This is a genomic window from Pedobacter punctiformis, assembly GCF_027213715.1.
Lineage (GTDB): Bacteria > Bacteroidota > Bacteroidia > Sphingobacteriales > Sphingobacteriaceae > Pedobacter > Pedobacter punctiformis.
On sequence record NZ_JAPWGM010000002.1, the window covers coordinates 670885 to 690801 of the forward strand.

15 protein-coding genes and 1 pseudogene are annotated in these 19917 nt (G+C 36.1%); 4 read left to right on the plus strand and 12 right to left on the minus strand.

The genetic code is table 11. From position 1 onward, the window contains the following. Positions 1 to 377: 377 nt before the first annotated feature. The 4 genes from O0955_RS08805 to O0955_RS08820 all read right to left on the minus strand — a co-directional run bounded on the left by O0955_RS08805 (position 378) and on the right by O0955_RS08820 (position 8027). Positions 378 to 4235 carry a TIM-barrel domain-containing protein gene (locus tag O0955_RS08805; protein ID WP_269427172.1) on the minus strand — a complete coding sequence of 1286 codons (3858 nt, stop codon included), beginning with the start codon at positions 4233 to 4235 and terminating at the stop codon, positions 378 to 380. Positions 4236 to 4393: 158 nt separating this feature from the next. Further along, positions 4394 to 4681 (minus strand): hypothetical protein, encoded by a 288-nt coding sequence (locus O0955_RS08810; RefSeq protein ID WP_269427173.1) that lies wholly within the window; start codon positions 4679 to 4681, stop codon positions 4394 to 4396. Positions 4682 to 4855: 174 nt separating this feature from the next. Then, positions 4856 to 6871 carry a beta-N-acetylhexosaminidase gene (locus O0955_RS08815; protein WP_269427174.1) on the minus strand — a complete coding sequence of 672 codons (2016 nt, stop codon included), beginning with the start codon at positions 6869 to 6871 and terminating at the stop codon, positions 4856 to 4858. A gap of 100 nt (positions 6872 to 6971) precedes the next feature. Continuing rightward, a complete protein-coding gene (locus tag O0955_RS08820) occupies positions 6972 to 8027 on the minus strand; it encodes an SDR family oxidoreductase (RefSeq protein WP_269427175.1) in 1056 nt (351 codons plus the stop codon). An 86-nt stretch (positions 8028 to 8113) separates the two neighbouring features. Between O0955_RS08820 and O0955_RS08825 the strand changes: the two genes are divergently transcribed. Continuing rightward, positions 8114 to 8923, plus strand: coding sequence for an AraC family transcriptional regulator (locus tag O0955_RS08825; RefSeq protein WP_269427176.1), 810 nt, complete (start codon positions 8114 to 8116; stop codon positions 8921 to 8923). A gap of 37 nt (positions 8924 to 8960) precedes the next feature. Here the strand turns inward: O0955_RS08825 and O0955_RS08830 are convergent. Both O0955_RS08830 and O0955_RS08835 read right to left on the minus strand, forming a co-directional pair. Further along, a pseudogene (locus O0955_RS08830) lies at positions 8961 to 9197 on the minus strand (mannonate dehydratase); the annotation flags it as partial. Between the two features lie 103 nt (positions 9198 to 9300). Further along, the gene (locus O0955_RS08835; protein ID WP_269427177.1) at positions 9301 to 11157 is read right to left on the minus strand and encodes an alkaline phosphatase; all 1857 of its coding nucleotides are present in this window, start codon (positions 11155 to 11157) and stop codon (positions 9301 to 9303) included. A 457-nt stretch (positions 11158 to 11614) separates the two neighbouring features. Here O0955_RS08835 and O0955_RS08840 point away from each other — a divergent pair, with 457 nt between their 5' ends. The 3 genes from O0955_RS08840 (at position 11615) to O0955_RS08850 (ending at position 14897) form a co-directional block, all read left to right on the plus strand. Beyond that, positions 11615 to 13273 carry a DUF3472 domain-containing protein gene (locus O0955_RS08840; protein ID WP_269427178.1) on the plus strand — a complete coding sequence of 553 codons (1659 nt, stop codon included), beginning with the start codon at positions 11615 to 11617 and terminating at the stop codon, positions 13271 to 13273. Between the two features lie 148 nt (positions 13274 to 13421). Continuing rightward, a complete protein-coding gene (locus tag O0955_RS08845; protein ID WP_269427179.1) occupies positions 13422 to 14015 on the plus strand; it encodes a TetR/AcrR family transcriptional regulator in 594 nt (197 codons plus the stop codon). Between the two features lie 45 nt (positions 14016 to 14060). Beyond that, positions 14061 to 14897, plus strand: coding sequence for an oxidoreductase (locus tag O0955_RS08850; protein ID WP_269427180.1), 837 nt, complete (start codon positions 14061 to 14063; stop codon positions 14895 to 14897). A 30-nt stretch (positions 14898 to 14927) separates the two neighbouring features. Here the strand turns inward: O0955_RS08850 and O0955_RS08855 are convergent, their stop codons facing one another. From O0955_RS08855 to O0955_RS08880, 6 genes are all read right to left on the minus strand, one after another. Further along, positions 14928 to 15956: a sterol desaturase family protein gene (locus O0955_RS08855; protein ID WP_269427181.1), complete on the minus strand. Its 1029-nt coding sequence runs from the start codon at positions 15954 to 15956 to the stop codon at positions 14928 to 14930. A 23-nt stretch (positions 15957 to 15979) separates the two neighbouring features. Continuing rightward, on the minus strand, positions 15980 to 16906 hold the full coding sequence (locus O0955_RS08860) for a sugar phosphate isomerase/epimerase family protein (RefSeq protein WP_269427182.1): 927 nt from the start codon (positions 16904 to 16906) through the stop codon (positions 15980 to 15982). Between the two features lie 153 nt (positions 16907 to 17059). Continuing rightward, a complete protein-coding gene (locus O0955_RS08865) occupies positions 17060 to 17326 on the minus strand; it encodes a hypothetical protein (RefSeq protein ID WP_269427183.1) in 267 nt (88 codons plus the stop codon). A gap of 138 nt (positions 17327 to 17464) precedes the next feature. Beyond that, entirely contained in the window at positions 17465 to 18301 is an 837-nt protein-coding gene (locus O0955_RS08870) for a hypothetical protein (RefSeq protein WP_269427184.1), read from the minus strand. Between the two features lie 22 nt (positions 18302 to 18323). Then, complete coding sequence (locus O0955_RS08875) at positions 18324 to 18746, minus strand: hypothetical protein (RefSeq protein WP_269427185.1); 423 nt, start codon at positions 18744 to 18746, stop codon at positions 18324 to 18326. A 293-nt stretch (positions 18747 to 19039) separates the two neighbouring features. After that, complete coding sequence (locus tag O0955_RS08880; RefSeq protein WP_269427186.1) at positions 19040 to 19837, minus strand: hypothetical protein; 798 nt, start codon at positions 19835 to 19837, stop codon at positions 19040 to 19042. Positions 19838 to 19917: the final 80 nt, after the last annotated feature.

Below are 19917 nucleotides of genomic sequence, written 5' to 3' on the forward strand. Positions count from 1 at the left end.
GCTAAATATCTTTCCAGTGATTCCTGCATAATTTTTTTCGCATCTTTTGTTATGTTCTGATAACTGTGCGTAATGGCGAAATGATTCTTGCTCAGCGACAAATAAACAGTATCACCGGTAAGCATTGTGCCCTATTTTGAAAATGCAAGAATATGAATAATGCAACTTCCCGAAAAATGTCCGTCGATGTTAATTATTTTAATCCCATCCCAAAGCACTTGTTCTCTTCTTCATTATAAACTCTGATTCCTTTTTTTTCATCCAATAAGTCTTTTAATTCCTCTGTCATTTTAAACTAAAAATCAGACCCAAACCGAAGTCTGAGTCTGATATCTAATAATTAACCGGAATTTGAAGTTTAATTCTGTTGTATTGTTTTAAAACTGAACTGAATTAAGATTTTTATCCACTAAAAATCCTTCACGAACTTTTAACTCAAATTTTACCTTACGTTTTGCTTTTAATTTGAGGATAAATAAATCTGCAGTACCCGATAAAGCTTCTTTATTACCTACGTTTACAAACGTTGGGTATAAAACCTTGTCTCCGTTGGTATGTAATCTATCATTAGTCAGGTTATCCATTTGCTTTACATTTAAGTTTTGAATGCTTAGAAAATCATAATCCTGCGCATAATATGGTAAAGCGAAACTCAGTGCGTTTACCGATTTAAGATCGATGCCTTTTACCTTAATTTCGACAACCTCATCCTTGTTATAGCTTGGTTTAGCAGTACTGATTTCGATCTTACCCGCTACTTTATCAATTTTACCATTATTTACACCATCTTCCAGCTGTGTGGCCACTACTGAAATGTCGTAAGCATCAATCAGGTTATTTTTATTAATGTCTCCATTGCTGATGTAACCTTCAAAATCGGCATCACCTTTTCTCAACCCCGTATAATTGGTGTAAGATGTCAGGTCATTTTTATCGATTAAACGATCATTATTAATGTCTCCCGGAAGATAACTTTCTGTACCCGGAACTTTAAATACATACAATTCACGACCTGAGCCAAAGCCACCCACCCCATCGGTAACTGCAATTTTAATGTAACGGGCGGTTGGCTGACCGGCAAATTTGAAAACTTTAACCTCGCCACTGTTTACCCATTCAAACAGGCCAGCTTCTGTCCAGGTTTCTTTATTATTGCTGTAAAACACCTTACCCTTCAATAATATGCCATTGCCTCTTCCGGTACGTGGCAGGTAATGGAATTTCTCCAGCTGATTAATTGATTTTAAGTCGATAACCATATCAAAAGGAACAGATTTGGTGCCCCATTTAGTATGCCACATGTTGCCCTCATCAAAATCAAATAATTTATCTATTTCGTTTCCATCCTGATTTTCGGCTGTTGTTTGTGCCGCAATTCCCTGAATGGCAAACTCTAATGGATTATTTTTAGTAGTTGCTTTAATTTCTGTCCAGTCAGAGTAACCATCTTTATTTACAGCACGCAGTTTAAATGAATAAGGCGTTTCTGCCGTCAAACCATCAAATAACAGGGCTGTATCTTTAATGGTTGTATAATGCATATCGTTAAAATCTATTTCATAAAAATCTGCGTTATTCACCTTGCTCCATGTTGGCTTTAGTGTATAGGCTTCCCTGTTTTGATCTGTAACAACAGCATTAAGTGGAGCTGTTAATCGTCCTGCGGATACACGTTGTTTATCAGCTGGTTCAAATATAAATCCTTCTATTGTAAGTGTAACCGGGTTTACAGTAATATCCGTAGCTTTTAATTTGACCAGAACCTGAGGGTTTTTAGTAATAACCACTTTTTCAAATTCGCTGTCTTTTGTTGCAAATTTATTTAGGTTTGGAGCAGTTTCGTAAAAATAAACGTTCTCATTTTTCAAAAAGTCATCCATAGAATTGACTTCTGTTAATTTAATTTTGTTATCCCCAATTTTGGCAAGCAGTTTCTTTGGTTTTTCAGTAACGTTGATGGTAAACTCAGTTGTTTTTTCTTTTACGAAACCATCAAAATCGCCTTTTGCAGGATGAATAGTAACCGTAGCCTCATCTTTATTCTGCTCAGATTCGATTAGTGTAAAGGCCCCTCTGCCCAGTTTGTACGCTTCAGTTGTTCCATCGTCGTCATATTCTGTAAATGAACTTTTGTCCGATGGGTAAAGTTCATATTTCCGAATGCCTTTATTGATTTCTGCAACGTTATTATTTGGGTTTGACATTGGAATAATTGCACCTTCTTTAACAAAGACCGGCAATTTCCATAAAGGTGCATCAAAGCTATTTAAAATACTATTTCCGGTATATTTATCTCCTGTAAAATAATCAATCCACCCTCCTTCAGGCAGGTAAATTCCGTTGCGGATATCATTGCCTTTGTCATCTGATTTTGTAGCCTGATAAATTGGGGCTACTAAAAAAGATGGCCCATACAAAAATTGATATTGAGTTGCTGTTCCTTTGGTATAAGCATTAGGATATTCCAAAAACATCGCTCTGATCATTGGTAAGCCTGTAACAGCTTCCCTTGCAATGCTATAGGTATAAGGTATTAATTCTGATTTGAGTTTTAAATAGTTACGGTTTATCGAAGCTATAGGTTCGCCTAAAGCATGTGGATACTTTTCATTTGCTCCCCAGCCATCCATATTTAATTCCATTGGCGTAAAAGTTTTCCATTGGAAATCTCTGGTATTAATGGTGCCGTTTTTACCTCCAAAAATACCATCCATATCTGAGCTAATATTAGGTTGACCTGATAAACCAGAACCTAAATAAGTAGGAATGTGAAAACGAATATACTCCCAAGCGCCTCCGGTTTGATCACCAGACCAAATGCCGGCATATCGTTGTGTACCTGCCCAACCATCTAAAGAGATAATGAAAGGCCTGCTGCTAGTCCCGTAATAAGGCATAATCTGAGCAACATCAGCAACGCCATTAAGACCAAATGAATAACCTGCTCCAACCCAGGCAACGTCCGTTTTAAGTACCCTAACACCAGCGTCTCTCGCCTCTTTTATAATATCTCTTTGCAATAAAGCACTAACTTCAGGTTTAGGATGAAGATCCGATTGTGTCCACAAACCAATTTCTACTCCATTTTTGCGGGCATAATCACCTAAATTTTTAAGGTTTTGAATATTTCCATCTAAAGTTTCTGTTTGTCCGTAACCCGCACCGTAGCCATCATTAGGTAATAACCAGCCCAAAGGCATATCATGTTTTTTATACCGGTCTATAACCGCACGGGCTGAAAATTGATAATTATTTTTTTCGCCGTTAAGAGATTCTTTTACTCCTCCATTATCTTTTTGGCTTTCTTTATATCGCTTACCATCTTCAAATAAAGTACCTTTTTCATCTTCTTTCCAAAAATCACGGTTATAGGCATTTAAATGTCCCTCATAAAAACCAAATTTTGGCAACAACACCGGGTTTCCGGTTAATTGATAAAAATCGTTCAATAAAGGTACGGCACCATCACTGATCATAAAAAAAGCATCCAAATAATTTGCTTCGTGTGATAGCTTCACTAATCCTTTTTCTTTTCCGCCGAAGTCATAATTACCCTTCGCAAAGGTATGCCACATTATGGCATAACCATTGGTAGACCAGTAATAAGGTGTTGGGGAAGCTACGCCACCATCTGTCCAGCTGTTTTGGTTTTCTATCGCTATTGCTTTTCCTTTATGAGAGAAACGTCCATTTTGTACACCACCACCATAAAAGTATTCCTGGGGATTCTCTTTTAGTAAAATGGTCACTTTTCCTTTTTCGAAACGAATTGGCTCCGTTTCTTCCAAAACAACAGCTTTAGTTACCTGGTTGATAACTTTTAGCAGGGATGTATTTTTATCTATCTGAATGGCAATCTTCTCGGTAGAAATTACAATCTGGTTATTTTCTTCCGTAATATTTAATTTAGAAACTGGTCTTCTTGGATTTTCTACTAAGATTTTGGCTGCTGGTTTAGCCTCAGGATCTCTTATAAAACCTCCTGTGTTATCCTGAAAAAGCCTGAAAATATTCTCCCCATAAAAATCTAATGTCATTCTTTGATTATCCGAAAACAATATTTCAACCGTGGTTGAATTGATCTTCTTTACACTTATTACCTTTTGATTTTGTTTAATCTGCCGTACAAAACTTATTTTCTCTGTTGCGGATAAAGGTGTAGAAGAAACGAATAACGGGAAGGCAAAGGCAAGCAAAATTGCTTTTTTTGATTTAGGACTCAAAAATATTTTCATTATACTTAGTTAGGTAATCCCTGATATTTTTCAGAGATTTTTAATTGATTAGGGCTAATTTAATTATTATAGCAGATTAGTTATGATGAAATCATAGCGCAAACGTTTGATATTTTATTTACAGCGTTTGAAATTTCAGATAAAAAGATTGTTTCAGTTTAAAACAAAACATTAATAACACACTCTTTTTGTTCGTTACTTACTTTTATTTTATTGGAAATGGTAATCCTTAACCCTTCCCCATCTTGTTTCCACGAAAGTTTTTCCTTGTTTTCCTGCATCACTACACCTTTAACGGTGATCATTTCTGTTGATAAAGATTTTATAAACAATTCGCCTTCTTCTACCTCACTTAGGTGTACCTCCAACTCATCATTTTTTGAATAAAAAATAATCGGATTTAGCTTTTTAAGGTTTAATGGATTTACAATGCGATTAATAGTCATTTCTAATTTGTATTTACAGTTGATAAATTCGGGTTTCGTTTAAATTAGTTTGTTGTATTCGTTTTTTGCTAAAAATTATGTGTCTGTTTATAACAGCAATCATGCTGCAGATTGTAACGGCTTTTCGCATCAAACCCAAACACGTTTTGCAAGCAGCTACTAAAATTGCTACTGCTACCTACCTTCTACTACAGTAAATGAATGGTATGGACTTAAATTATAGGTTAGGTTGCCCTTACTATCCTTCCCGCCTATTCCTCTTACCAGAACTTGCAATGTATATTTAGCTTTTGGATTATAGTGATCAACTTTTAAGTGATACAAAAACGTTTTGGTTTTATGGGTTCCTCTAAATTTATCAGCTATTCCGGTGTGTTCATCTTCCGAAACAACAATACCGTTTTCCAAAAGCACGGCCTTTTTAATTTCTAAAAAATTAGCCCCACCGGTATAAAAAAGCCCTGCAGTAATGCGTCCATTTGCATACGTTTTTTTAGTAACGTCCCACTCAATATTGTTGTAATCTGATTTAATTTGTGATGGATTCCAGTTTCCTGCAATGTAGCCACCTGGTCTGTAATAGTCTACCTTCAGTACATCAAGGCGGTTTAAATTTGAATTTAAACGATTCTTGAATTGATCCAGATTTTTATGTTCTTTAGGAATCCAGCCTATTTCTGCCAGAGCCAATACCCTTGGGAAATTCTGGATGTTCATATCTTTCACCTCCTGTGTAATGGCTGTCCACTGGTTTGCCTGCACACCAAGAACAAATTTCCCTTCCTCCGGAGTCAAACCTTGTTCAGGTTCGTAGTTATACACTTTGTCTATTGAGTTTATATTTCCATAAGCTAAGTCACTCATGGTCCCATCATTTCTGTCGGCCTGTGTAATGTCGAAATAAAGCGGATCAGTAGGCGTGGCTACCACATAAAAACCATTTTTTGCGGCATCTGCAATAGCTTCATCCCCCAACCAGGACATGATTGCTGTTTCTTTGGTTAAATTTTTCGCATCACTTAAAATATCGTTCCAGCCTATTGGTTTTTTACCCTTTTGCTTTATAATGGCCGAAACCCTGCTTACAAAATAGCTTTGAAGTTCGTTTGTGTTTTTCAAAGATTTTTCTTTCATGAATTGTTGTACATGAGGTTCTTTTTCCCACAGAATATGACGAACCTCATCCCCACCAAAATGAATGTATTGTGCCGGAAAAAGTTCAGCTAATTCTGTAAAAACATCATTTAAAAACTGATAGACTTTTTCATTGGTCGGATCAAGTGTATTTGGCGTAAACTGATTGCCCCAATAAGACCATGAATCCAGAAAAGGAAAAACAAAATTTGGTGTGTGGTTATTATTTATGCCCAGCGCCGGGTATGCAAGTGTAGTTGGCCACGAGTGCCCGGGTACATCAATTTCAGGAACAATTGTAATATTGCGTTCGGCTGCATATTTAACTAAATCTTTTATTTGTGCCTGGGTATAAAATCCACTTCTTTCTGCAGGTTGATTAGAATTTTTAGAAAATACCGTTGTCCGTTCAGAAGTTAGTTCAGGATATTTTTTAATCTCAATTCTCCAGCCCTGATCATCCGTTAAGTGTAAATGCAATACATTTATTTTGTATAAAGCCATTACATCCATATACTTTTTCATCACATCTACTCCATAAAAAGTCCGGCTAACATCCTGCATATACCCACGCCAGGCATACCTTGGTTTATCTATTATGGTGCCGCAAGGGATAGTCCAGGCAATTTTAGTGGTATTTTTGCCTTCAATCTCTGCAGGTAAAAGTTGTCTTAAAGTTTGGGTAGCATTAAATATCCCTGCATTAGTTTTGGCCAGTATATTTATTCCGTTTGGTGTAATGATTAATTTATAACCCTCATTTCCCAATGATTGCAAAGTATCCACCACTTTAAAACTAATTCCTTCTTTTTTCTGATCAGGTGTTTCAATTTTAAATTTATAACCGGTAGAATTCCTAATTACACCTGCAAAGACTTTTATGGCTGGCTGAACATTCGCTTCACAAATTAAAGGCGTTGTTGATTTTAATACAAAATTTCCACTTTGTTGTTTTACCTCCAATAATTTAGGGATAACATGATTTGTTAATAAATCCTGAGCATATCCTGCAATAATGATTAAACAAAATATTAGCGTAAATTTTAGCCTTAACATGATAGGGATGATTTGTTAAAAGCCAAATTATAGATAAATAATCAATTGGATAAGATGAAAATTAAGTCAAACGTTTGTCTGTATATAAATTCAACTTAATTTAAGGGATTATCTTTTTAACCCGCATTTCATCAAAAAGATCATAGAACATTTTTTCAGTGTCAATAAATTCATGGAAACCCATTCTTCTGGCCTTTGTTCCATCAGCAAAAAAATCATAGTCCCAGCTAAATACAAAATCGCCAAATGCCCATGAAGATAAATCGCTATATTTATACCCCAGCTCATACTTCTTTTGTATAACTTGCCAAAGTTCTTCTTTATCTGCCATAACCGTTTGAAGCGGCATTTGTAAAGGTGCAGCCGTTTCCATATTAAAATAAGCCGCTATTTTTGGCCAGAGATCATTCCAGCGAAACAAATCGCCGTTATTTATATTAAAGGCCTGGTTTGCACCTTGCGGATTTGTTGCTGCCCATACCGTTGCTTTGGCCAGTAAACCCGAGTCTGTCATTTCCATCAATTTATGATAAGCTTCAGGTTTGCCTGGAAAACGTAAAGGAATACCTGATTCTTTAGAAATGGTTGCATATACAGCAATAACCATAGCCAGATTCATGGGGTTGCCGGTTGCTGTTCCGCCAACTACAGAAGGACGTATAGCAGACCATGTCCATGACTTACCTTTTTGCCTGTTTTCGATAAAATTTTGCTGATCTACATTAAATTCAGGAGGCATATGACCAGGATCACTTTCTTTAGCAGGTGTTTTAAAAGGGCCAAGATGTGCCCCATAAACTTTGTATCCCTGCATTAAACTGATATGTTGCAGCGATTTTGCAATGGGCTCAATGGCGTTGATTACATTTTCGAGCATAGCCATATTGGGACGAACCAACTCTGCCCAGCTTCCCCTATCCTGATAAGCGGCATAAAAGATATGTGTAACCGCTGATAATCCGCTAAGCTGTTTGCTGGAATCTGCCGGATCCAGCAGATCAACCGCCACATAACGCACTGTATTTGTATTAATTCCGCCCCTGCGTGACAAGCCTATGATGTTCCAATTTCCTGATTCCTCTAAATAATTGATCAGGTTGGTTCCAATTACACCGTTAGCTCCAACAACGAGTGCTGTATTTTTTTCCGTTTTCATTTTCTTTCTCTGTTTAACAGACAAAGATTGCAAGGTTAAGCAAGTAAAATTTGTAAAAATCAAATATAATATTGTACTTTTCCTATATGAAGCGTTACAGACAATTTGAACCTATACTCATTTCAGATTTTGAAGTTTCGAAATGGCAGCATCCTGTGCATCAGCACAACCATTATGAAATGATTTATATTAAAAAAGGATCAGGCATACATGTGATTAATCAAATCAGCATTCCTTATCAAGCTGGCGATGTTTTTTTGCTTGGCCCGGAGGAAGCACATTATTTTGAAATCGACAAGCCAAGTCGTTTCATTTATTTAAAATTTACGGATCTCTATCTTAATAAAGAGGAAAATAACACCTACGAGTACATTCAGAACCTCGAATATTTAATAAAAAGCAGAGAAACGCATCTTTCCGGGTTTAAATTACGGGCAGATGACCGCTTAACAGTTGAACTAATCTTTGATCTAATTTTAAGCCTGAAAAATAATATGCTTTGGAACCGGGAATTGATCTGGATGCAAATTCTGACCTTATCGCATATTTTAAAAAGAAATATGCCAGAATTACTGCACCTTGAAACCCGCAGCAGAGATATGCAGGCAATCTTTTGTTATATTCATAAAAATATTTATCTGCCTGATGAACTCAGGGTTAATGTAATGGCGAAATATTTTAATATCACAACAGATTATATGGGCCCTTATTTTAAACGAAATGCGGGAACTACTTTAAGAGCATATATTCAGCATTACCGTTCTGCCCTGCTTAAACAAAGAATTGCCAGCGGAAAATATAGCTTAAAACAAATTGCCGCCGAATTTGGGTTAACTGACGAAAGTCATGTGAGTAAGATCATTCAAAAGGCAAATTCTGACATGAGCTCAAATTAAAACACAAGAGAGATTTTAAAAACCTCTCCTGATAAAATTAATTGTTCAGCATGCCGGAAATTCCAAGTTCCAGTCCACGCAACTCTGCGAGGCCTTTTAATCGTCCGATAGCTGAATAACCGGGATACGCATTTTTATTTAAATCATCGAGCATTTGATGACCATGATCTGATCGCATTGGAATTTCCCGATTTTCGCTCTGCATTAATTCAACTACAGATTTTACCACCTCAAACATGCAGGCATTTCCTTCCAGGTGGTTAGCTTCATTATAGCAATTTCAATGAAAATTGACCGTTGAGATTTCAGACAGGAAACAATAATCTACTGAAAGTAACTATTCTTCCAGGACATTAATACTTGTGTAGACAGCACCCTTATTTTAACTGATAGGCCTTCATTATTTTATAAAAAATCTGATCGTTAGGATAAACGCCTTTAAAATCTTCAGCCCCTGGCCCGTATGCAAAAACCGGAACCATAATATTAGTATGATCATTGGTACTAAACTCGGCCCGGATCATTCCTTTTTTTACGTCTGTATCCAAAAGCGTTAAACCGCCTGTCTCATGGTCTGCAGTAACAATAACCAGTGTTTCCCCGTCCCGATCAGCAAAACGAAGTGCCTCTTCTACTGTTTTATCGAAATCATGCAATTCAGTAACTACAAAAGGCAAATCGTTAGCATGACCGCCGTGATCGATCTGTGCACCTTCGGTCATGATAAAAAAACCAGTCTTGTTTTTAGAAAGAATTTCAAGACTATGTTTAAGCGATTGTTTCAGCAGATCTCCTCTACCCTTATTTACGGGCCGGGTAGCTGAATCGGGCAATAAAACCAATTGCTTTCCATCAAATTGCTTTCCAAAATCAGCCATATTGGTATTTAGTTGAAAACCTTTTGACTCCAATTGTTTTAACAGATTGCTGTTTTTATTTTTAAAAAAGCTCTTTTGATTAGAGCCCACTAAAATTTCAACTTTACTTTGTAATAAGTCATTGGCGATTTCATTGCTCATTGCCCGGTCTACCTGATGCGCATAAAAAGCTGCTGGTGTAGCATCTGTAATATCACCCACACTAATAACACCGCTTTTAATTCCATAACCGAAAAGCGTATCCACGAGGTTTGTCTTCCTCAAATTATCCGGAGTTAACCCAATATATCTGTTATTGGTTTTAAAACCGGTTGCCAAAGCAGTAGCACCTGCAGCAGAATCTGTATTTCCGGCATCTGCGGCATTGGTTTGTGCAAAACCAATGTTTCGCATTCCGGTTATGTTTAAGTCACCATGGTTGGCCATTAAACCCGCATGAATTTGCGCTAAACCCATGCCATCACCAATAAGCAGAATTACATTTTTAACTTTTTTGTGGACACCATCTTGCTTATAAGTTGGCGTATACACGGAGTAAGGTGTAGCACTCGTGTAAGTTAGCTTAATTTTGTCCAGATAAAAATCACTAAGTTTCGAAGGCTTATCGGTGTTAATCCAGTCTACACCTAATTTTTCTAATACAATCCAGGTATTTGGGCTGTCAGGTGTGGCCCAAAACCTAAAAGGTTTGGCTTGTTGATGTGTTTTATTAATTACAGCTGTTAAAAGGGCTTCATCTGTTTTTGTAGGGTTGCCCTTCCCGTTCCATTGCGTATAATTTTTGAGATTGTCGCTTATCATGGCCACCCTTTTAAGCTGCTCATGGGTATAAGTCGTGTAAGGGCGACCATCAAAAGAAATTTGCTCCGGATAGTTTTTAAAATCCGCAGGTTTTGGTACATCACCACTAATCACAATACGAATGGCATTGGGGTTTTCATTTCCTTCAAATACACCAGGATAATCCTGAAGTTCTTTTAGCAATTGTGGCAATACATGCTGATAATCCTGTTTTACATCAATAACCAATTGAAGTGTTAAAGCTGTTTTTTTATATGGATGATTTCCATTTGATTTATAAAAAGCAGCGAGCGGCTCCAGGTAAAGTTTTTTAAGGGTAAGTCCAGGCTTAATTTCTGTACTGTCATGGGCTACATACAATTCGCCCTTTCTTAAAAACACATCAGCTTCAATAGAACCCATTTCAGCATAATAAGCCGTTAAAAGTGGAATGTTTTGTTTATAATCATTATGGCTATGCCCGCGATTTGCCGTTAATTCCGTTTGCGCAGAAGCATAGTTTAACGCTAATCCGAAAGTTATAACTAAACAATTTATCCATATTTTTTTTGTCATTCTTTATTGTATTTAATTACCCCTTGCGTATAAATTTTTGAGGGATTTAGCAGATTTACTTTGAGCAAAATTACCGCAACCATATTCCCTTAATATTAATAAATCTTAAAGACTATAATTCATCAGGAATTACCATTTTAGGTAAAACTCTAATTACAAACCTAAAAAACAGACATAACACATTGTAAATTAAGCGCAAACGTTTGACTAACTCACGAATAACTAAAAATACGACAGTTGAGCATTATTCACTTCTTTTCGCCTCAAAAATAACGAACAGTTCAAACCCAGCTCATGAAAAATTCATTAATCACTCATTTTTAAGTGGTTAAAAAACATAAATCATGTACTAAATCATAGATCACGAGCAACACAATCGTTTGCGTTGAGAAAAAATAACACAGCCCTGGTATTATAAGTAACTTGAAAATAATATTAATCACCTAAACTTAAAACTATGAAATCAACTCCTTTTCATCCCTGGTCTTTAATGGCCATTTTTTTCCTTTTATTCGTGCTCATGTCTTGTCAAAAAGATATTATTGCTGAAAATCCACAATTATCTAAATCTGCCTTGAGTTCAACCAGTACTACCCTGGTAAGCGGAGAAAATGCAGCACCATCAGAACATCTTTACTTTTCTTTTCCATCTGATGCCATTGTTAAACTGCATAAAATAAAAATTACGCAATCAGCCAATGCTGAATATTTTTCGGTCCACAATTACTCCGGAGGCTATGCCGGCTTACAACAAACGCCCGATAACTCTTTCGGAACGCCTAATATTTTAATTTCCTCACTATGGGATCCTAATACTGCCGGAGGAGTTTATTCCGAAGTTGCCTACACAGGCCCAGGAACCACAAGCAGCAGATTTGGAGGTGAAGGCGATGGATACAAAACGATTAATCCGTACCAATGGGCACTTAATACCTGGTATAATGTAGCGCTGAGAGCATGGAAATTAAATGGAAAATTATACATCGGTACCTTTATTCAAAATCAGTCTACCGGAATTTGGTTCCATACTTCCACACTGGCTATTCCTGAACGAACCACTTTTCTGGGTGCCAGCAATGATGCTTTTTTAGAAAACTGGACAGGAACTAATCCTGCTTATGATGGCAGTTATATCAGAAAAGCTTTTTTTAAGGATTGCTGGAATCTAAGTACAACCAATACCTGGCAGAAGCACACCAGCAGAAGTTTTAGCGCCAATGCCGGTGACGAAGGCAGAAACGGAATATACGACAGGGCTTTCAATTCTGGCTATGATGCCACAGAAGACGCTTACTTTATGGAACATGGCGGTAACGTTCAACCAAGCGCTGGGTTTGGCACCGGACGTACATTAACGCTTCCGGCACAAACCAATCAGGGATCTGCACCAACATTAACCATTGCAGAGGTTCAATCTGCAACAGCAAGCAGCAGTGGCAATACGGTAACCGTAAACTGGACAAACAACAGTATCAAAAGTCCACAGTTTTCTTCAAAAGTAGAATTGCTTGATCCTTCAGGAGCTGTAGTCAGTACCGTAAATGAAGTACTGCCTCAAAAAAGATCTGCTACCATTACCAGCACATTAGGCACAGGAACCTATTCGGTACGAATTACCATCACCGATATTTTCAACCAGAATTCTGCTCCATTAACAATACCGGTTACTTCAGGTATTTCAGGAAGTACCTGGTATAAAATTAAGAATGCATCGAGTGGTCTTTACTTAGCCCTTGAAAATAACAGCACGGCCAACAGCGCTTTTCTTGTACAAAGTACCAGCACTACCGGCAACGGACAAAAATGGAAGTTTAACACCCAGGGAACAGCTTATGTAATTGTAAATGCCAACAGCAATAAGGCACTCGATATAGCAGGAGGAACACAGACGTTAAGCGGAAATATTATTCAATACACCATCACCAATGGTGCTAACCAGCAATGGAATTTGGTTCCGGCAGGCACTAACAAATATGTAATTCAGAGTAATTTGTCTAATCATTATGTATTAGATAACCCGGGAAGCAGCACCACAAGCGGTACTAAGATTGTTCAGTACAGCATTAACGGCACTACGGGCTCTCCAAACCAACAATGGATATTAGAAGCCCAATAAATTAATGCAAACAAAAGAGATGGTTATAAAACCATCTCTTTTGTTTTTAATACATCCTTAATGCTGATACAACAACTAAACTATTAATATATCGCAAATATTCAGAAGATAAATTATTTTAAATACATTTTTGAATGATCATTCAAAAATGTATCTTTGTAGTATTATGGCCCGCAATAAGGAATTTGATATAGCTGAAAGATTGGGAAAAGCAAAAGATTTGTTTTGGGAGAAAGGCTATAACGCTACTTCCATGCATGATTTAGTTGATACCATGAAACTGAACCCAGGGAGTATATATGGTACTTTTGGAGGCAAACATCAGTTGTTTATGGAAAGTTTAAAAATGTACTGTGCACAATCATTGGTTCATTATGAAAATGCAGCAACAAAAGCGAAATCGCCATTAGATGCAATAAAAGCAATTATCCAAAAAGCAATAGAACGTGCCTTTACAGAAGATAAAGCTTGTTTACTCGTAAAATCATCTTTTGAACTGGCAAAGAGCGATGCAGAAGCACATGCTCTTTTGAAACAAGAAAGTGCTGCACTTATTTCAATGCTCGAAAAATTAATACGCTTAGCTCAGGCAGCTGACGAAATCAATCCAAATAAAGACGCAAAAACAATGGCAACATTTATAGTGGTAAGTTTTGCAGGATTTTGGCAAATGCAATTGCTTTTTAATGACGAAACAATGGTGCGAAATATGAGCAAATTATTATTGGACAGTTTTCGCTAATTTTTTTGCTTCAATTATTGAATGATCACTCAAAAATTAAAAAAAATGAAAACACAACAAAAAGTATGGCTGGTTACCGGTGTTTCCGGCGGATTAGGAAAGGAATTGGCAAAAAGTATCTACCTGTCTGGGGATATTATTATTGGTACAATGAGAAGCGAAAAGGACAAAATGCTTTTTGAACAGGATTTTCCTCAGCGGAGTAAAGCATTCATTTTAGATTTATCAGACACCGGGAAGATACCGGTTGTGGTGGAAGAAAGTGTAAAAATATTTGGAAAAATTGATGTATTGGTCAACAACGCTGGTTATGGACTTTTTGGGATGGTTGAAGAAGCTAGCGAAGAAGAAGTACGTCATCAGCTGGAGGTTAATTTTTTAGCCGTTTGGAAATTAACACAAGCAGTACTGCCCATAATGCGTCAACAAAAAAGCGGACATATCATTCAGCTATCTTCAAGGGTTGGTATTTCAGCTGGTGTTGGTGGTGGTTTGTACGCTGCCGGAAAATTTGCCATTGAAGGGCTTAGTGAAGCATTAGCACAAGAAGTGTCTGCCTTTGGCATTAAAGTTACCTTGGTAGAGCCTGGTCCGCTTCGTACTGATTTTTTTGGCAGGTCAGTTGTTTTTGCCCAAAAAGAAATCACAGATTATCATGCTGCCACAGGTAATATCAGAGAAAGAAGTAAACAAATGGATGGTAAACAACCCGGTGACCCTGCAAAAGTAGCAAGTTCCATTCTTGAAATCAGCCGTTTGGAAAACCCTCCATTCCGCTTGCCTTTTACACAAGCGACATTAGATACTTTGCAACAGAAAATAATTTCTTATCAGCAGGTTATTGATGATTGGAAAGAAATTGCTGTGCAGGTTCAATATTAATACTCAGATCTTTTTTAAATGATTTTAACCTTAAATATGATTAACAAATTCAGGTATTTCATCTTTTTTAATAGAATTTTCTGATGTAATAAATGATTCACGTGCTATTCTGGCTGTTTTGTGATCGCCGGTATGACTCCATCCCGGCGGCATTACAATATACAGTAATTTGGTTTTTAAACCAGGAGCCGCGGCTATATCTCTTCCCAAACAAATAAATTCCCCAAAATAAACATCCCACAAGCTGTTCGGGTTCATTTCTCGTGTAATACCGTATTCTATTTTAATATCTCTCCGTTCATCCTGGTAAGTTTTAAAAATGCGATCCCATATATTCAAAAGATTACAAAAATTAGTATCCATGTATAAAGGATTTTTTGCGTGATGAACCCGGTGATGCGAAGGCGTAAGTAAAATGCGGTTTAAAAACCCAAGTCTGCCATCTTTAATTACGTTTTCGCCAATATGGATAAATGAACCCCAAAAACCATCAATAAACATAATGAAGAATAAGAGCGCAGGATGAACACCAAGCAGTATACAGATTGAAGTACGCACAACATCAGCATAAGGCGCTTCTAAAAAGAAATGAGCAAAATTAACAGAAAGGTTCATTTGCTGTGGCGCATGATGTGTGGAATGCAAACACCACAAGATTCTAACTTTATGGCCTAAAAAATGGTAAACAAAATGCGAAAGTTCCCAAACAATATACCCGTAAATTAGCCAGTACCAGGTAAATGTGGTGGTAAAAATAGCCCATCTTTCCAGTAATCCTATGCAAAACGCAACCGCAGCAATCGAAATAAACCTGGAGATAAAACGATTTAAAACAAATACCAAAAAAGGTATTTTGTATTCGTCTATTTTAAACCGCTTATAAAAAAAAGCCCTTACAATCTCTAGTAACAGTAACAAAGGAATAATCGGTCCCATGAGGGTTTGTATGCCTTCTAAAGTGGTTAAATAGCCATAATTACCAGTCTGTACTATTTTTATTATACCACCAACACCAAAGAAACCAATTAATTCATCGTATAACGTTTGTCCAATATTCATTAGTTGATCAAGTTTTATATAGTTTAAAGATACCTTTTTCGCCAGGTCTGCATCATATATACATTTATTGCCCACTGATCAGCAACCGGAAGATTAGTAAAAGGAATTGTAGGCATATAGCTGGGTGGTCCAAATTCAGTTAACATGGTTAGTACCTTACCCTGTTTCTTTTTTAAATCCACTACTTTGTCCCACCAGGCGAAATGAGCTTCAACTGCAGCTTTCCATTCAGGTGCCCTCGGATCACTAACCTGCGGTCCCTCCTCATGCCCCACCCTTGCATGCACATGATCTGTACGGGAAATAGCAAGATTAACGGTATCAGGCTGGTCTTCAAGTAAACTTTCGCTAACATTACACCAGTGAGAAATATCGAGCGTAAGCCTCAGGTTTGGATTTTCTTCTAAATAAAGCAGTGAAGCCGGCGCAGAGTAAAGCATACGCGACCGGTGTGTTTCATGATAAATAGGAATACCGGTTTCCTTTGAATACTGAATGGTAAAATCGATGAACTTTTTGTTGTCTTCATACTTAAAAAAATCCTTTCCGGAGTGAACATTTATATACAAAGGTTTTTGCGCTTTATTATGGATGGCCTCGTTAAGTACTTTTTTAAATGTTTCAAAATTTGGTCCCGGTTGTGGTTCATCTCCACGACAAAGAAATCCCACTTCCAGTTGATATTCTTTTAAGGCGTTAAATAATTCCTTTGCAATTTCTGCTGACCATAAAATTTCCACTCCATCGTATCCATCTTGTTTTGCCTTTTTACAAAAATCCGTCACCGAACCGTTAAAGCCCCAGTAAGGCGCCATAATTTTTAAGGCAAACCCCTTGGATGTTGTTTTTGAAGGTGCTTTTGACGCTCCGAATACATCCATTGAGGTTAAAAAAGAAGCCGCTGTAATGGCAATGCTGCCTCCGATAAAATCCCGTCGGTTGTATCCCATAGTTAATGTATGTTTTGAATACTCAAGTTACTTATTTTTTTATTATTGTTGCCATTTATAAACTTTAGCTATTGATTTGAGCATAAGTTTAAGTCCGGTTTACAAAAAAGAGCATAATTGATTTAAGTCCAATTATGCTCTTTTTGACCAGTTCTAGTCCTTTTTGTTGTCTTTTGCAACTTTAAAAGTCTGATAAAATTCTCCTTTTATCCATTGGATTTTATTCACATCATACATGGATGGTGCAATAATATAATTTCCAGTTTCGCTATCAAGAATTACGACAACGTGATCATTTACTTCTGTGTGAAACCTGCCACTACCTTGATCTTGTGCACTTTTGAAACTGATGGCGGCAAACATCAATCCTGTTCCCAAAAATCCCAGCAAGAGGGACTTTGTGTCTAATGTAATTTTCATATCTTAAGATTTTATTTGTGTGTAAATCAAGATAGGAAGTTTTATATTAAAATTAGTTCACAGCTTCAATTCTATCAGAAATATTGCAATTTTGGCTAATTTAATGTCACGAATGGTAAACAGTTAATTTTCTCTGTCCTAATAGTTTGCAAGATTGATTCCCCCAAAACTATTGCCTGTTTTTTTTATTTCTTTCTGATACTTTCTGTTGAATATTAAATAATCGATATCAAAAACTGTTTCTTTGGCCGCTGCCTTATCCTCCTCACTATCAAAAGATAAAATATCTTCTTGTTCGCTTTCAAACTTTTTAAGCTGGAAAATAAATTTTTCGGTTGCCCAGCCAGTAATTTGTTCATGGCTACGTTCTGATTCTATAGATTTTCCTTTTCCATATTTTTTGTCCAAAAAATCTTTTAATTTGTTGTAAGTGTCTATATTTTTAGAAGATTTTGAAGCCTTTACAAGTACAAGGTCTCCATCTTCACTTTCTGTCATATTTAACTGTGGAAAAGGCACTTTATTAAGCACAGCAAGGGTATCCCGTTCCGGATTCCATGAAACTGTTCTGTAATTATATCCAAATGTTTTTTCAGGTGTAAGTTTTTTGGTCATCCAATCATTTTTTGATTCTATGTAAATCCCACCCCCTAATCGATTATCAACATCTTTAAAATAACACAATGTGTCTTTTATAAACATTGGATAATCCATAAGCTTCTTGACCTCCTCTTTTTTCAGCTTTTTAATGTCAGTCGAAATTATATCATTGGTCAATTTTAGTTTATCCTTATAAAACTTTGATACATCAAAATCAGTGTTAATTTTTTCCAGATCTACTATTTTTTGCTGTTCAGATGAACAGGAAACTATACTAAATAGTAGCACCACCATTAATGCATTTTTAATTCTTATTTGTTTTAGCATACTTCTATTTGTTTCTATCAATATATAATTTTCTCTTTCACTTGCCATTTGGTAGCGATAGTTAATTTCTTTATAATTTATTCCCTAACAGGCTTACTCCGCTTGCTATAGTTTCAATTTCAAAAGGTCTTTTAAAGTAAAAAATATTGTTTTTATTTAGAGCCAAAACATCTGCTCCAAAAATTACCAGTGCAGCTAAACACCACCATATTACTGTAACTATTTTGTAAGGTTTTATGCTTATCAGATAACGATTGGTTACAAAAATTAACCCAAACCAACACAAAAAATAAAACAGGAAATCAACCATGAATGCGGCTATAAAAAATTGAAAAGCCATAGAAGTGTTCCATGCTCTGCACACAAATGGTAAGGGAAAACCTGTTAAGGTTTCGTCTGGCGCATCAACAATTTTAACAAGCCACCATTTTGTAATTACAACAAAAGAAATAATCGTTAATGGAAGAACTAATTTGACCGTTAAACGTTTCATTTTTATTTCTTCGGCATAAAAGGTTATCTTAAATATTTATTAATTACTCTAATTTCTTTTTTCAATTTCATCTCTTCGAGGCATCCTCCCCCTATCAAAACCCCAAATAAATAGTCCGATTATACTCCCTATAATAACAATAATAACCAATAGTATTACCACGATTTTCTTCCATAGTGGCCATTTGGAAATCAGGATAAAGATACACAGAATTGAAATAATTAGAAGAGCAAATATAGTCATCTATGGATCTGATTTTTAATTTATAAACTAATGTACTGCAGGGTAATTCATTATTTTTCTTTAATAAATTCATTTTTGATGACCGAATTAGAACGATACCTCAAATCATTCTTTTGTTCAATCATTTGTATGCCCTCTGGGGTTATTTTAAATTTCACACCCGTAAAGTCATAATAGTTGTTGTAAACTCTTGTAAAAAAATGAAATGAATTATATGGAATTTTATCAAAATCAAACAGATAACTTTCACTGGTAATATTATCTTTTGAACTTATAATTAGTAACTTTTTGCTGAGGGGCCTTTCAATTAGTAAATAATGAAATAAAGGGATTTGGTTATTTTTCGTTTGAATACTTTTCTCGCCCGTCAGTTTCAGTCTGCTTTTAATTTTGAGGGGTTGTAGCTTATTATCAATCAAGGCATATGCCTCGTAACCATCAATCTCTGCTATATTATCGAAGTAAATTTTAACATAACCAGCTTCCACACTTTCTATCACAGGGTAAATATAAGAGAACTTGTTCTTTGTTATTTCATCTAGAGTTAATTCATGCATATGTTCGGGCAAAAAGTCATTTCCGGGCATATTAGAAATAAAGGTTAAGGTATCATTATCTTTTTTAAAGGTCCCGTTAGATTCATAGTGATAACCAACATCGTCACCAGGTTTTAAAATGTATTCTTCATCATAAGTATAAGTCGAGTCTGCAAAATTCAGTTTAAACTTACTTACCGTAAGCTCGTCATTACTTTTATAAACCACTGTTTGCGAACAGGATAATAAAGGAAAAAGCATTAAAAGGCGCATAAATCTGCTGGCTGGTTTTAAATATTTAAACACCTCCATATTCCTTTTTAGTTAATTTTTATTTATCGTAAACTTTACAAGTAATTTAATACAATTTAACTACAATAAAACATTTACAA

Excerpts from the sequence above, each read along its gene's own strand:
- O0955_RS08820 (WP_269427175.1), bottom strand. The coding sequence starts at position 8,027 with ATGAAAACGGAAAAAAATACAGCACTCGTTGTTGGAGCTAACGGTGTA.
- O0955_RS08840 (WP_269427178.1), top strand. The coding sequence starts at position 11,615 with ATGAAATCAACTCCTTTTCATCCCTGGTCTTTAATGGCCATTTTTTTC.
- O0955_RS08835 (WP_269427177.1), bottom strand. The coding sequence starts at position 11,157 with ATGACAAAAAAAATATGGATAAATTGTTTAGTTATAACTTTCGGATTA.
- O0955_RS08810 (WP_269427173.1), bottom strand. The coding sequence starts at position 4,681 with ATGACTATTAATCGCATTGTAAATCCATTAAACCTTAAAAAGCTAAAT.
- O0955_RS08845 (WP_269427179.1), top strand. The coding sequence starts at position 13,422 with ATGTATCTTTGTAGTATTATGGCCCGCAATAAGGAATTTGATATAGCT.
- O0955_RS08875 (WP_269427185.1), bottom strand. The coding sequence starts at position 18,746 with ATGAAACGTTTAACGGTCAAATTAGTTCTTCCATTAACGATTATTTCT.
- O0955_RS08855 (WP_269427181.1), bottom strand. The coding sequence starts at position 15,956 with ATGAATATTGGACAAACGTTATACGATGAATTAATTGGTTTCTTTGGT.
- O0955_RS08860 (WP_269427182.1), bottom strand. The coding sequence starts at position 16,906 with ATGGGATACAACCGACGGGATTTTATCGGAGGCAGCATTGCCATTACA.
- O0955_RS08865 (WP_269427183.1), bottom strand. The coding sequence starts at position 17,326 with ATGAAAATTACATTAGACACAAAGTCCCTCTTGCTGGGATTTTTGGGA.
- O0955_RS08880 (WP_269427186.1), bottom strand. The coding sequence starts at position 19,837 with ATGGAGGTGTTTAAATATTTAAAACCAGCCAGCAGATTTATGCGCCTT.
- O0955_RS08825 (WP_269427176.1), top strand. The coding sequence starts at position 8,114 with ATGAAGCGTTACAGACAATTTGAACCTATACTCATTTCAGATTTTGAA.
- O0955_RS08805 (WP_269427172.1), bottom strand. The coding sequence starts at position 4,235 with ATGAAAATATTTTTGAGTCCTAAATCAAAAAAAGCAATTTTGCTTGCC.
- O0955_RS08815 (WP_269427174.1), bottom strand. The coding sequence starts at position 6,871 with ATGTTAAGGCTAAAATTTACGCTAATATTTTGTTTAATCATTATTGCA.
- O0955_RS08850 (WP_269427180.1), top strand. The coding sequence starts at position 14,061 with ATGAAAACACAACAAAAAGTATGGCTGGTTACCGGTGTTTCCGGCGGA.
- O0955_RS08870 (WP_269427184.1), bottom strand. The coding sequence starts at position 18,301 with ATGGCAAGTGAAAGAGAAAATTATATATTGATAGAAACAAATAGAAGT.